The sequence below is a fragment of the Streptomonospora litoralis genome (genome assembly GCF_004323735.1).
Classification (GTDB): domain Bacteria; phylum Actinomycetota; class Actinomycetes; order Streptosporangiales; family Streptosporangiaceae; genus Streptomonospora; species Streptomonospora litoralis.
In genome coordinates, this window is the sequence record NZ_CP036455.1 from 108,282 (window position 1) to 120,608 (window position 12,327).

General features: G+C 71.8%; 14 protein-coding genes. 6 read left to right on the forward strand and 8 right to left on the reverse strand.

All coding sequences use genetic code 11. The annotated features are described in order from the left end of the window. Positions 1-3: 3 nt before the first annotated feature. A complete protein-coding gene (locus EKD16_RS00470) occupies positions 4-957 on the reverse strand; it encodes a LysR family transcriptional regulator (RefSeq protein ID WP_131096552.1) in 954 nt (317 codons plus the stop codon). A gap of 74 nt (positions 958-1,031) precedes the next feature. Between EKD16_RS00470 and EKD16_RS00475 the strand changes: the two genes are divergently transcribed. Beyond that, on the forward strand, positions 1,032-2,027 hold the full coding sequence (locus EKD16_RS00475) for a DMT family transporter (RefSeq protein WP_242677165.1): 996 nt from the start codon (positions 1,032-1,034) through the stop codon (positions 2,025-2,027). 38 nt (positions 2,028-2,065) lie between these two features. Here EKD16_RS00475 and EKD16_RS00480 read toward each other — a convergent pair whose 3' ends face one another. Beyond that, a complete protein-coding gene (locus EKD16_RS00480) occupies positions 2,066-2,836 on the reverse strand; it encodes a GntR family transcriptional regulator (RefSeq protein ID WP_131096553.1) in 771 nt (256 codons plus the stop codon). 114 nt (positions 2,837-2,950) lie between these two features. Here EKD16_RS00480 and EKD16_RS00485 point away from each other — a divergent pair, with 114 nt between their 5' ends. Continuing rightward, positions 2,951-3,310: an ATP-binding protein gene (locus EKD16_RS00485; RefSeq protein ID WP_131096554.1), complete on the forward strand. Its 360-nt coding sequence runs from the start codon at positions 2,951-2,953 to the stop codon at positions 3,308-3,310. A 327-nt stretch (positions 3,311-3,637) separates the two neighbouring features. After that, positions 3,638-3,895 (forward strand): hypothetical protein, encoded by a 258-nt coding sequence (locus tag EKD16_RS00490; RefSeq protein ID WP_131096555.1) that lies wholly within the window; start codon positions 3,638-3,640, stop codon positions 3,893-3,895. A gap of 72 nt (positions 3,896-3,967) precedes the next feature. Here EKD16_RS00490 and EKD16_RS00495 read toward each other — a convergent pair whose 3' ends face one another. After that, positions 3,968-5,971: a cation:proton antiporter domain-containing protein gene (locus tag EKD16_RS00495; protein WP_131096556.1), complete on the reverse strand. Its 2,004-nt coding sequence runs from the start codon at positions 5,969-5,971 to the stop codon at positions 3,968-3,970. A gap of 141 nt (positions 5,972-6,112) precedes the next feature. Between EKD16_RS00495 and EKD16_RS00500 the strand changes: the two genes are divergently transcribed. The 3 genes from EKD16_RS00500 (at position 6,113) to EKD16_RS00510 (ending at position 8,403) form a co-directional block, all read left to right on the forward strand. Beyond that, complete coding sequence (locus EKD16_RS00500; RefSeq protein WP_131096557.1) at positions 6,113-6,580, forward strand: DUF4442 domain-containing protein; 468 nt, start codon at positions 6,113-6,115, stop codon at positions 6,578-6,580. A 332-nt stretch (positions 6,581-6,912) separates the two neighbouring features. Further along, entirely contained in the window at positions 6,913-8,052 is a 1,140-nt protein-coding gene (gene dnaN, locus EKD16_RS00505; protein WP_131096558.1) for a DNA polymerase III subunit beta, read from the forward strand. An 81-nt stretch (positions 8,053-8,133) separates the two neighbouring features. After that, positions 8,134-8,403 carry a zinc-binding dehydrogenase gene (locus tag EKD16_RS00510; RefSeq protein WP_207391402.1) on the forward strand — a complete coding sequence of 90 codons (270 nt, stop codon included), beginning with the start codon at positions 8,134-8,136 and terminating at the stop codon, positions 8,401-8,403. Between the two features lie 81 nt (positions 8,404-8,484). Here the strand turns inward: EKD16_RS00510 and EKD16_RS00515 are convergent, their stop codons facing one another. The 5 genes from EKD16_RS00515 to EKD16_RS00535 all read right to left on the reverse strand — a co-directional run bounded on the left by EKD16_RS00515 (position 8,485) and on the right by EKD16_RS00535 (position 12,301). Further along, positions 8,485-8,913 (reverse strand): PPOX class F420-dependent oxidoreductase, encoded by a 429-nt coding sequence (locus EKD16_RS00515; protein WP_131096560.1) that lies wholly within the window; start codon positions 8,911-8,913, stop codon positions 8,485-8,487. A gap of 94 nt (positions 8,914-9,007) precedes the next feature. Then, positions 9,008-9,457, reverse strand: a complete 450-nt coding sequence (locus tag EKD16_RS00520) for a VOC family protein (protein ID WP_131096561.1) — start codon at positions 9,455-9,457, stop codon at positions 9,008-9,010. A gap of 319 nt (positions 9,458-9,776) precedes the next feature. Continuing rightward, the gene (locus EKD16_RS00525; protein WP_394347332.1) at positions 9,777-10,595 is read right to left on the reverse strand and encodes a DUF2786 domain-containing protein; all 819 of its coding nucleotides are present in this window, start codon (positions 10,593-10,595) and stop codon (positions 9,777-9,779) included. Between the two features lie 105 nt (positions 10,596-10,700). Beyond that, positions 10,701-11,114 (reverse strand): hypothetical protein, encoded by a 414-nt coding sequence (locus EKD16_RS00530; protein WP_131096563.1) that lies wholly within the window; start codon positions 11,112-11,114, stop codon positions 10,701-10,703. 245 nt (positions 11,115-11,359) lie between these two features. After that, complete coding sequence (locus EKD16_RS00535) at positions 11,360-12,301, reverse strand: NUDIX domain-containing protein (protein WP_131096564.1); 942 nt, start codon at positions 12,299-12,301, stop codon at positions 11,360-11,362. Positions 12,302-12,327 lie beyond the last annotated feature (26 nt).

A 12,327-nucleotide genomic window follows, 5' to 3' on the forward strand; every position in this document is an offset into this window, starting at 1 on the left:
GGTTCAACCAGACCGGTGGTGCGGGCTCCCCTGACCCGCGTCCTCACCTGACACGGCGGCGGGCCGCGGTCTGCCGCGGTCGCTCAGGGCGTTGACGCACGCGCGGATCGGCGGGCTCTCCGAGTCGGAACGCCACACCGCGGTGATCTCGCGCCGCAGCGGCGATTCCAGCGGCACGAAGCGGACCCCGGGCGGGGCCGGCCGCTGCGCCATCTCGGGGACCAGGGCCGCGGCGAGGTCGGCGGCGACCAGGGCGAGCTGCGTGGGCACCTCGTCGAGCAGGTAGCGCACGTCGGGTTCGACGCCTTGGCCCCGCAGCGCCTGGACGAGCGCCTCGTGCTGCTCGGTGCCGGGTGAGCAGCTCGCCATCGGGGTGCCCGCCAACTCGGCCAGTCCGATGCGCTCGCGGTCCGCCAGCGGGTGGCGCGCCGACACCGCCGCGCGGACCTCCTCGTCGACCAGCGGGTGCACAGCGAGGCCCGCCGGCAGGAAGACCGGGCGGTTGGCCCAGCTCTCCACGAGCAGCAGGTCCAGTTCGCCGCGCAGCAGCAGCGGCATCATGTCGATGACCTCGCCGTCGCGCACCGACGGGATGAGCCGCGGGTGCGCGTCGGCCAGTTCGGCCAGGGCACCGGGGAGCAGGGTGCGTACCGCGCTGCCGACCGAGCCGATGCGCAGCGGCCCCAGCGTCTCCTCGCGGAGGTCGGCGAGGTCGCTCTCGGCGGCGCCGACCTGCGCCATCACGGTCGCCGCGTGCTCGGCCAGCACCCGGCCCGCGTGGGTGAGCCGGAGCCCGCGCCCGTCGGGTTCCAGCAGGCGGTGGCCGGTCTCGCGGTCCAGCTTGTTCAGATGCTGGGAGACCCCGGACGGCGTGACGTGCAGGGCCTGGGCGGCTTGGGCGACCGTGCCGTGCACCGCGACCGCGTCCAGCACCCGCAAGCGCTCCAAACTGAACACAGTAGTGATGCTACCTGGTTGTGGGTAGAAATGATCGCTTTTGCTTCTCGGTCGCGCCCAGCACAGTGGGAGCCATGGAGAGGCAGGACGATCCGACCACGATGACGGCCGTGGTTTCCGAGGTCCCCGAGCCGGAAGCGGAGCCGCGCGCGGAGGCCGGTTCCGGCGGTTGCGGTGACCGCGCGGGAGGGTTGGACCGTGTCCACCCTGTGCTCGCGGCCATGGGCGGAGCGGCCAGTAACTCGACCTCGGCCGCGTTCGCGAAGCTGTCCGGGGCGGGCGCCGGAACGGCGGCGTTTCTGCGCTGCGCGCTCGCGCTGATCGCCCTGCTGCCGCTGGCGGCGGCCGAGTACCGCACGCGGGGACCGCGCCCGGCCCGGCTCGTCGCGGTGGACGCCGCGGCGGGCGTGCTGCTGGGTGTGGACTACGTGTTCTGGGCGCGCAGCATCGGCGACGTCGGCGCCTCGATCGCCACCGTGCTGATCAACGTGCAGGTCGTCGTGTTCCCGCTGCTGGCCTGGGGTCTCAGCGGCGTCCGCCCGACCGGCAGGTTCGCCCTGGCCGCGCCGGTGATGCTGGGCGGTGTGGCCTTCGCCAGCGGGGCGGTCGGCCAGGCCGCTCCGGGAGGCTCCCCGGTGTCGGGTGCGCTATCCGGCGTCGCCGCGGGCGTGGCCTACGCCGGCTACCTGTTCCTCACGCGCTCGGCGGGCGGCACGGGCCACAGCGCCGCGCCGGTGTTCGTCTCGACTCTGAGCGCCGCCGCCGCGGCGGCTGTGCTGGGAGGACTGTGGATGGGCATCGACCTGGACCTGCCGCTCGCGTCGTGGGGATGGCTCGCGGCGCTGGCGCTGCTCGGGCAGGTGATGTCGTGGCTGCTGATCGGCTCCGCCCTGCCGCGCCTGGCCCCGGCCACCGGATCGGCATTGCTGCTGATCCAGCCGATCCTCGCCCTCGCGGTGGGCGCAGCCTTTCTGAACGAGTACCCGAGCCCGACGCAGTTGGGCGGCTGCGCCCTGGTGCTGCTGGCGGTCTGGGCACTGGCCGGCGAGCGCCCGAAGTCGGATGGATAACGGGCGCGGCGCTCCGGGCATCGCGGAGAGGGCCTCGCTCAGGATTGGTCGCTGTAGCCCTGTTCCTGGTCCACAGGGATCGTGTACGCGAGTTCGTAGCGGTCTGGCGGCACGATGATGTCCGCGGTCTCGATCGGGCGGGAATCGGTGTAGTAGGTCCGCTGGACGACCATCACCACAGCTCCCCGGCTGAGGCGCAAGCGATCGGCCTCCTCGTCGTCCACGGGGCGCGCCGACACGATCTCACCGGCGTGCACGATGTGCTGCCCGATCTCGCGCATGCGCTCGACGACGCCGCGGCCCGCGTGCGGACCGTCCTCGGGCAGCACCACAGATGTTCCGCGGGTGACCTCCAGCGGCTCGTAGCTCGTGGAAAGCATCACCGGCTCGCCGTCGCCCGTGAACGTGTAGGAGGTGCGCATCACTTGCGAGTCGGGCTCGATCGCCAAACGATCGGCGATGATCTCGGGCGCTGGGACGGGTTCAGAGGCGGATTCCCAGCCACCGCGCACAGCCTGTGCGGCCATATCGGCACGAAAGGGGCTGCCGCCGCGCGATTCGCGGTACCAGCTGCGTGTGAGTCTGCGGACCGGCGGTTTCGCCCGGACGTAGGTGCCTGACCCGGTGCGAGCGACGACATAGCCCTCGGCGACGAGCTGCTGCACAGCGTCAGCGGCGACCCGTGGACCGACACCGAACTCGTCGGCCAGCGCCTGCCGGGAGGGAAGCCGCTCGTCCGAGGCGTAGTTGCCCTGGACGATGCGCTGCCGCAGCGTATCGGCGATGCGCTGGTAATTCGGGCGAGCCACAGGCACTCCTCGTCGAGTTGATTTGCACGAACAGCTTGACAAGTCTGTACGTGCCAATCAAGCTGCACGTACAGGACTTGAATCTGCACGTTCAAATTTTGCCTAGGGTGGCACATGGACGAAGCGATCACCCTCCCGGCGGCCGTCGCCATGGTCCCTGTGGCGCGGAGGGCCACAGGAGCACTGCTGGCTGGCTTCGAACGTGTCGATGAAGCCGAATTGATCGCGACTGAGTTGGTGGCCTCCGCAGTACGCGCCAGCGCGGGTGAGATCACAGTGCGCGTGATCAATGTCGACGTAGTCCGAATCGAAGTAACCGACCAGCGTGGACGGTATCCGCGCGACGCAGACATTTCCCGAACTGATGAGAGCGCGCCGGACGCGCTCGGCTTGGTCTCCGCGGTCGCTGAGGCGATGGGTTCGGCCCGCCGTCGCTCAGGTGAGTGCACGACTTGGGCCGAGCTTCGGCCTTGATCTCCGGATTTGACGACCCCGCCGGACCTCCCATCCGGCCCGAGCCCAGAGGGGGCACCCCATGCTTCAGTCCTCTACTCCGACAGCCCACCGAGAACCGCTCAAGCCGCCCCCACGCGCCACCTACCGCCGCCCGCGCCGAGCCGCTCGCGTCCGGGCCTATGTGCGGTCCGCTTCTGCGGCTCCCACTCCCGCGGCCTCCCCGGCCCCGTTCGGTGACGGGCTGGAAGACGTCCGTGCGGCCCTCAGCGGCCCTATCCGTCGCCTGCTCGCCGTTCGGCCCGACCTCGGGCGCGCGCCCGGCGACCTGCTCGCGGGGGTGCCGCGATGACGTCGAACCACCGACCGCCGGTTCCGCCGCGCCCTCGCCGCCCCTACGCGCCGCCGCGGTTGTCCGCCGAGGACTATGCGCAGGTCGCCGAGCTGACCCTGGCCCACCCCGCCTGGTCGATCACCTACGCCGCCGACACCGAGGGCCGCGTCGTCTACGCCGCCGAGCGTCCTGAGGCCGCGATGTGCCTGGCGGCACCCGACGTGGGCGCGCTCGCCCGGCTGCTCGTCACCGCTGAGGAGGTCCGCCGGTGACCTCCTCGTCCGCGCCTTGGCGCTACCGCGACCCCGGCGGCGGCCACCGCGAGGCCGAGCCGCCCGGCTGATCTATTCCTTCCGCGCCACCTGGGTGCCGTCCAGGTAGCACCAGGCCCAGTCCTCACCGGGCTCGGCCGAGGTGACCAGTGGGTGGTCGGCCGCGGCGGCGTGGGCGGAGGCGTGCCGGTCCGGCGAGGAGTCGCAGCACCCGACGTGCCCGCACGTGAGGCAGATCCGCAGGTGTATCCAGTCGCGCTCGCCCTTGCGCAGGCAGTCGGTGCACCCGGCCGAGGTCGGCAGGACCGGCCTTATCCAGCCGGTGTGCGGGCAGGGCGTCTGCGGGTCGGCGGAGAAGTCCACGGGCACGTGCGGGTCGGGCCGGTCGCCGGGTGCTGCGCTCGGCAGGCCGAGTTCGGTCATCAGCGCCGCGGTGAGCCCGTCGGCGACCGTGCGCGGCGTGTCGACGATGCGCCGGGCACCCGACGGGGCCAGCACATCGGGCTCCGCCGCGTCCACCGGCCGGACCACGATCGGCACGCCCGGCACCAGCTGCCCGATGACCGCCGCGATGTGCGCGCTCTCCTCACCGGTGTTCTCGGCGACGACGACCGCCCGCGCCGCGAAGAGCCCGGCCTCCTCCAGCACGTTGTGCCGGACCGGATCACCGCGCACCACGGTGTGCCCCTCAGCCTCGGCCGCCGCCGCGAGGTCGGGCCCCAGCGTCGTCACGGTGACGGGAACGCCGCGGGCGCGCACCGCGGCGGCGAGCTCGGCGGCCACCGCCCCCCATCCGGAGATCAGCACGGGAGCCTCGGCACCGGCCCGCCCCTCGGCGGCCTCTCCACCTCCAGGAGCCGCCGGCGCGCCGGGCCTCGACCGGCGGCGCGAGCCCGCCCACCGGCCCAAGCGGTCGCCGAGCGCGGCCAGCGCCGGAGTCGCGGTCATCAGCAGTACGGTCACCGCGATGAGCACCTGCTCCCCGTCGGCGCCCAGCCCCGCCGGCTCCAGCCCCGCCTCTGCGCCCGAGCGCTGCAGTACGAACGAGAACTCGCCGATCTGGGCGAGCAGCAGCCCGCCCGCCACCGCCGTCGATGTGCCCACGCCCAGCACCGACAGGGCCAGCGCCGCCGTGACGGCCTTGATCACCACCACCGCCAGTGCCAGCAGCAGCACCAGCCACCACAGCTCCATCAGCGCCCGCAGGTCCAGCAGCATCCCGATGGATACGAAGAACGTGGCGCTGAAGAGGATCTGCAGCGGCAGCACCTCGCCCAGCGCGTGTGCGCTGTGCCGCGACTCGCTGACGACGAGCCCGGCGAGGAACGCGCCCAGCGCGACGCTGACGCCGGCCAGCGAAGTCAGGTAGGCGGTGCCCATCCCGATGGCGACCACGGTGAGCAGGAAGACCTCGGGCGAGCAGGCGCGGGCCACGCGCTCCAGCAGCGGCGGCATCACCTTGCGCGCGACGACCAGCACCACCACCAGCACCGCCGCGGCGGTACCCAGCGCCCCCGCGATCTCCAGCGGACCCTCGCCGGAACCGCCGCCCAGCAGCGGGACGATCAGCACCATGAGCACCACGGCCAGGTCCTGGAAGATCAGTGTGGCGACCCCGGCCTGGCCGAGCGGGGCGGTGGTGCGCCCGGCGGCGGCCAGCACCTTGAGCACGATCGCCGTCGACGACAGCGCGACCAGGAACCCGGTGAACACGGCGACCTGCCATCCCGCGCCGAACGCCATCACCAGTGCCGCGACGATCCCGGTGGTGAGCAGCACCTGCAGCCCGCCGCCCACCAGCACGTGGCGTTTGATCGACGCAAGCCGCTCCAGGGAGAACTCGATGCCGATCGTGAAAAGCAGAAGGATGATCCCGATGTCGGCCGCCGCCTCCACCGTCTCCGTCGTGCCGACGAGACCCAACTGGTGCGGCCCGATCACCACCCCGGCCAGGAGGAACCCGACGATGGGCACCACGCGTACCCGCACGCTGAGGTAGCCGATCACGGCGGCCGCGCACAGCAGCAGCACCACGGGCGGGAGATAGGCCGGGGTCTCCTCGGCGGCGAGCAACATGGCGGCGCGCCCCTTCCTGGCTGCTCGTGCGGGTGGTAGCGGCGTGGCCAGAATAGGCGGCGGTCCTCGTGGGGGCGAGCGAATGGAGGGAGACTCCCGTCTCCCTGGCACCCGAGGTTACTCACGAGTAATATCTGCGATATGGAAACCATGAACACAGAGACCGCCGAGTTCGTGAAGTCCGGATTCCTCGCGGCGGTGCCCTTCGCCCGCACCCTGGGTGTGGAGTTCGTCGAGGTCGACCTGGGCCGCATCGTCATGCGCCTGCCCGACAGCGCCGACCACCACAACCACGTCGGCGGGCCGCACGCGGGCGCCATGTTCACCCTCGGCGAGTCCGCTTCGGGCGCGATCATCACCGGCACCTTCGGCGACCTCCTCGACCGCTCCGTGCCGCTGGCCGTCAAGGCGGAGATCCACTATCACAAGCTCGCCATGGGCGACGTGACCGCCGAAGCGCGGCTGACCCGGCCCCGCGACGAGATCGTGGCCGAGCTCGACGCGGGCGGCCGGCCGGAGTTCGCGGTCGACGTCGAGCTGCGCACCGACGACGGCACCGTGACCGGCTCGATGACCGTCACCTGGACCCTTAAACCGAACAAGCGCTGACCGGCGAGCGTGGCGCCGCGGTCCCGGCGCGGCTCGGACCGTCGGCGCCGACGGCCCCGTCGGCGCCGACCGGGCCGCTCAGCCGCGTCGCCGTGTTCGAGGACGAACGCCGCGGGAATGTCGCACCCGACGAGTACGGTAACCACGTCGGCAACCCAGCCGGCGAAGCCGGGAGCCGAGCAGGAGCGGACCGTGCCCACGCTGAACCCGTCGGTCCCATCGACCCCCCGCCCGGGGGGCCGCGGCCGCCGCAGTCGGCGTGCGCCCGCCGCCTGCACCACGGCAGCGCACCGCGCCCGGCGGGTAAGCCCCGCGTCCACGGAGGTGGCAGCGTGAGATTCCGAGCCGACCGCGATTCGCTCGCCGAGGCCGTGGCGTGGACCGCCCGCGCTCTGCCTGCCCGTCCGCCCATGCCGGTGCTCGCCGGTATGCGCCTGGAGTGCTCCGCCGACTCCTCGGCGCTGCGGCTCTCCGGATTCGACTACGAGGTCTCCGCCCGCGCCGAGGTCGAGGTCGAGGTCGACGAGCCGGGCGCCGTGCTCGTCTCGGGCCGACTGCTGTCCGAGATCGCGCGCAACCTTCCCGACGCCCCCGTCGACTTCCACGCCGACGGCGCGCGCGTCCTCGTCACCTGCGGCAGCGCGCGGTTCACGCTGCTCACCCTGCCCATCGAGGACTACCCCGCGCTGCCCGCGATGCCGCAGGTCAGCGGTTCGCTCAGCGCCGACTCCTTCGCCCGCGCCGTGCGCCAGGTCAGTCCGGCCGCCAGCCGCGACGACACCCTGCCCATGCTCACCGGCATCGACGTCACCTTCTCCGGCGACTCGCTGACCCTGGCCGCCACCGACCGCTACCGCATCGCCGTGCGCCGGCTGTGGTGGAAGCCGGAAACCCCCGACGCCCAGGGCTCGGCACTGGTACCCGCCCGCACCCTCCACGAGATCGCGCGGTCCCTCACCGGCGGCAGCAACGTCGACATAGCGCTTTCCGCAGCCGCACCGGGCGGCTCGGGCGAGGGGATGATCGGCTTCGAGAACAGCGGGCGGCGCACCACGACCCGGCTCATCGACAGCGACTTCATCAAATACGAGTCCCGCTTCCCGCAGGAATCGGCGGCCCGCGCCGAGGTCGCCACCGCCCCGCTGATGGAGGCGGTCAAGCGCGTCGCGCTGGTGGCCGACCGGAACACACCGGTGCGCCTGTCGTTCAGCGAGCGCGAGATCGTGCTGGAGGCCGGATCCGGTGACGACGCCCAAGCGGCCGAAGCGCTCGACGTCGACTTCCGTGGCGAGCCCATGCGCGTGGCCTTCAGCCCCGACTACCTGCTCGACGGTCTCGGCGGCCTGCACTCCGAGCGCGCCCGCCTCGACTTCACGCAGCCCACCAAGCCCGTCGTGCTCTCCGACGTGCCCGCGGGCGAGGGCGAGGAGCCGGAGTTCCGCTACCTGGTCATGCCGCTGCGGGTCTCCTAGTCGAGCGTCATGTCCGGCGCCCTTGCCGCACCCCGGGCCCCCGAACCACCACTCACCGTTGTTGATCTTGTATTTTCAGCTATGGAAATCGATTCACGGGTTTGGTGGTTCGTCGGTGTCCACCCCACCCGGGCGAATCTCGCGAAGAGCGTCCAACCCGGGCCGTACAGCGTCCTGATGGCCCGACCGGTGACGAAGGACCTCGATGAGGTGGCGCGAGCCGCCGGCAGGGGGGCACTCCGGCCCTTGATCGCCCGTACGGTGCCACTCTCGCAAGCGATCCCGGCGCTCACCGAGCTAGAGCAAAACCGCATCGGCAAGCGCGGCAAACTCATCGTCGCACCCGACTGAACGAGGCGAGAACGCGTCCATACGGCGCTGAGCAGCGGATCACGGCGGGTCACGACACGGACGAACGCGGACCTCGGCACACTAGTCCGGGCAGCCCTCCATGTTCTCGATCTCGTGGTTGAGGTCCAGCGGCACGAACTCGTAGTGCTGCGTGCGGTACTTCAGCAGTTTGTGGCTCATCGGCACGGCCCAGCCCTGCAGCATCGGGTGCCGGCGCGCTAGGCGCAGGGAGGCGCGCTTGGCCTCGTCGCCCTCCAGCAGGCGGACCTCGCCGCGCACGGCGCCGCCGCGCGGCTGCCCGGTGAACGTGCACGGCCGCAGGTCGGCGCCGGCGTTGCGGCTCAGGCGCTTGGCCTTGCCCGACTCCTCCCAGGTGCGGAAGAGGACGCGGCCGTCGTCCACGACCACGCTGACCGGCGTGCCCTGCGGGCTCACGCCGTCGTCGCGGTAGGTGAGGAGCAGCGCCGTCTTGTAGCGGCGGAACGGCCCAAGGAGCGTGGCTGGGGTCATCCGGACTCCCTCGTCGGTCAGCGGAGTGTGCGGCTCGTCTCCACTCTTCCCCAAATTGTGTCCTGCGTCACCCTCTTCTGTCGCACTCGGCCGGTCAGCTGATGGTGTAGCTGTCGCCGACCCGTCCCCGCAGCTCCTCCTCCGACACCTCGGCCGTGGTGGAGGTGATTCCCCAGCGGTGCCCGAACGGGTCGCGAAGCCAGCCTGTGCGCGCCCCGTGCGGCTGGTCGGCGACCGGGCGCTCGACGGTCGCGCCGGCAGCCACGGCGGCATCGAATGCGGCGTCGGCGTCGGCGACGGTGAGCACCAGGCTCACGGCCGTGCCGCCGTAGGAATGCGGGCCGCGGACACCGATCTCGGGGTGTTCGTCGGCTAGGTATACGGGCATGCCCTCGACCGTCATTCGGGCGTGGCCGATACGCCCGTCCTCTCCCGTCCAGCGCTGGTCCTCCGTTGCGCCGAACGCCCTGCGGTAGAAGTCCAGCGCCGCAGCGGCGCCGTCCACGCAGAGATAGCAGATCAGGTTGTGTTCTGCGGCGGCCACGGGATCACGTCCTTCATCAGCGGATACCGGAGGCGGTGAATGGACGCTTCCGAGACTAAGCCCGCAGGCGTGGGCCGTCTTGGACGAATGGGAACGGGGTTGGGCGAGTGTCGGACGGGCCGGAAGTAAACGGCGGACAACGCCCAAGAATCCGCCGGTCAAGCGGCGAACCACGAAAAGAAGTCGGCGGATTCAGGTTTATCCACAGGCGTTTCTGACCGCTTGGCGAATCCCGGGTGCTTTCCACGAGTTACCCACAGAGTTATCCACAAGGCGTCGCCGTTGGGGGAAGCATGTGGATGAAGGCGGCCGCGTCCGCTTACTCCCTTTCGGACAGAGCCGAGTTGCCGCCCTGACCGACCGAAGTGCCGATTCCGAGTTCGGCGCGGCGTCCCCGTACATAGCCCGCGCGATAGCCCGCCTTGCTGTGGGTGCGCTCCGGACGCGTGGGCTTGAGCTGGGGGAAGCGGTGCTGGAAGTCCTCGCGCACCCGGTCGACGTCGGTGCGCAGCACGACCTCGGCGCCGCGGCTGGACGCCGCCTCCTCGCCGTCGGCCGCCCCGGACGATCCCGCCGCGGAGTCGTCCTCGGGCTCCTCGCGGATCCGGGCGCGGAACTCCTTGATGCGCTCGGCCACGGCGTAGCCGTAGGCGCGCACGAACGAGCGGTAGAAGCGGCTGCGCTCGGTGGCCAATGTGGACCGGTCGTAGTTGCGCAGCTCGCGCAGGTTGGCGATGTGGTCGCGCGCGGTGAACCTCGCCGACGCCTCCATCTGCATGGTGATGGAAGGCAGCAGCACGCGCAGCGCTTCCAGCGAGGTGGCCGTGCCCACGATGATCAGCGTGCGCTCGGTGTTGGCGGAGGTATTGCCGCGCACCGCCGACTGGCACCCGTAGGCGGCCGCGATGCCGGCCAATGCCTTGACGCGGGCCTTGCCGTGGCCGCCCACGCCCGAGACCGGGAAGTCCAGCCGGGTGACCGACTCCGGCGACTCGCCGCGCTCGGCACGCGCCTCTGCCTCGGCGATCGCGTGCCGAGTCATGAGTTCGGCGGCCTTGGCGGTGAACGCCTGGCTCTCGGCATCGGTGACCGCGGGATCCTCCGCCATCCGAAGGAGCCCGCGGACCCGCTCGATCATTTTGTCACGAGCTTCAGTCGACATAGAGCGCTTGGTCGTTCCCCGTGGTGTGTAGTGCCATGGACCGGTGCGGCAAGACTGCCACGGACCCTTGCAACAAGTGGGTCAGGCGGACTTGTTCCCCGCGACCATGCCGATGATGCCGAGGATGACCCAGATCACCGCAGCCGATGCGAGACCCGTGAAGATCGCGCCGAAGAATCCGCTGCCGAACAGCGAGACGACGGCGATGCCGAGACCGGCCAGCGCGGCGGGGCCGGAGGCGAAGCGCCACGGGTACTGCCCGGCCCAGCGGCGCGCGCGGCGGTCGCCCTTGCCGCCGAGCACCGCCACGCCCCCGCCGACCAGCGCGAACCAGAAGATCGCGGTGCCGATCGGCCCGGCGATCGCGATAGTGGGAAGGGACACGAGGAAGGACAGCCCCCCGGCGACCAGTCCCGCGCCCGTGGCGATACCGGTGGGCCACATAAGCGTCGCCGCGTGCACGGGCATAAGCGAGTTTCCGCGCTCCAGCGTCATGTCAGCTCCTTCGATTCCGGCTGGTCCGCAGCCTGGTGTCCAGCCTCTCTCTGCCAAGGATGCCCACCCAGTGGCAGACCTGCATCAGGGTCTCACCCCTACTTACCCCTGACCGGGCACTCTGGCACCTGCCGTCCCCGTTCCGTGTATTCGTCCACAGGCTGGGGACGCTCCTGTAACGTCTGAACGAGTGGCCGCATCCGGAAGTGCCCGCGGCGCGCCTGCACCGCGCAGCACCCGTGCACCTACGCCCCCGAGGGCCCCGCGACACTGTCCGCCGCTGCACCCGGCAGGGACGAGGCCGCCGAGAGCCACTCCGGTGGAACCGTGTGCTGCGCGCCGCCGGCGGACATCCCCTGCGCCCCCGGGCCGTACGCGCCGTCCGACCCGGTGACGAGCACGGTCTGGGTGCGCACCCCGCCGCCGGCGCCCGGCTCTGCCAGGCGGTCTCCACCCGCGGCAATCCCCGAGCCCGCGCGCGCCACCTCGACGCCGGGCACCGGTTCCGGCGCCGCGGCCTCCGTCCCCACCAGCAGCCGTACGCGCGGAAACCACAGGTGCAGACCGGCCGCCTCCAGCCCCTCCGGCAGCGCTTCGGCGGCCACGCCCGCCGCCGCCAGCCCGGCCAACTCGTCGCGCAGCCGCTCCAGCTCCGCCGCGCCGCCGTCGGGCGCCACGGCCGCAGCGTCGACGTCCAACGCGAGCCGCCGCCCGAGGGCGTCGCGCAGCAGCGGCCAGGTCCGGCCAAAGGCCGGAAGCAGGCGCAGCCCCACCACCTCGCCGACGTCCACCCAGCGCACCTCGTCGCTCTCCCAGTTGGCGGCCTCCAGCGGCGCGTCCGCGGCGGTGCGGGCCAGCACGGTGTCGTACCGCCAGACGGTGTGCTCCTGGCGGTGCAGGCCGATCAGTTCGATCTCGCCCGTGTCGCCGGCGACCTCCTCGCCGAACTCCCGCAGCGCCGCCTGCACCGGACTCTCGTCGCTGTCGCGCGCCCCGCCGGGAACACCCCAGGTGCCGCCCTGGTGGCTCCACAGCGCGCGGTGCTGCATCAGCACGCGTCCGCCGTCCGCCGCGCAGGGCGGCTCGCGCCCATCGGCGTGCAGCAGCAGGCCGGCGCTGCCGAAGCGGCCCCAGCGGCGCGAACCGTCGGGAAGGGTGACCCAGCCGTCACCGTCGCCCGCTTTCATCCCACCTCCCTGTCGGCCCCGGCCTT

Bases quoted from the DNA above. Each gene is read 5' to 3' on its own strand.
- EKD16_RS00510 (WP_207391402.1), top strand. From the start codon at position 8,134: ATGGAAATCGATTCACGGGTTTGGTGGTTCGTCGGTGTCCACCCCACC.
- EKD16_RS00530 (WP_131096563.1), bottom strand. From the start codon at position 11,114: ATGACGCTGGAGCGCGGAAACTCGCTTATGCCCGTGCACGCGGCGACG.
- EKD16_RS00525 (WP_394347332.1), bottom strand. From the start codon at position 10,595: ATGATCGAGCGGGTCCGCGGGCTCCTTCGGATGGCGGAGGATCCCGCG.
- EKD16_RS00485 (WP_131096554.1), top strand. From the start codon at position 2,951: ATGGACGAAGCGATCACCCTCCCGGCGGCCGTCGCCATGGTCCCTGTG.
- EKD16_RS00495 (WP_131096556.1), bottom strand. From the start codon at position 5,971: ATGTTGCTCGCCGCCGAGGAGACCCCGGCCTATCTCCCGCCCGTGGTG.
- EKD16_RS00515 (WP_131096560.1), bottom strand. From the start codon at position 8,913: ATGACCCCAGCCACGCTCCTTGGGCCGTTCCGCCGCTACAAGACGGCG.
- EKD16_RS00500 (WP_131096557.1), top strand. From the start codon at position 6,113: ATGGAAACCATGAACACAGAGACCGCCGAGTTCGTGAAGTCCGGATTC.
- EKD16_RS00475 (WP_242677165.1), top strand. From the start codon at position 1,032: ATGGAGAGGCAGGACGATCCGACCACGATGACGGCCGTGGTTTCCGAG.
- EKD16_RS00490 (WP_131096555.1), top strand. From the start codon at position 3,638: ATGACGTCGAACCACCGACCGCCGGTTCCGCCGCGCCCTCGCCGCCCC.
- EKD16_RS00535 (WP_131096564.1), bottom strand. From the start codon at position 12,301: ATGAAAGCGGGCGACGGTGACGGCTGGGTCACCCTTCCCGACGGTTCG.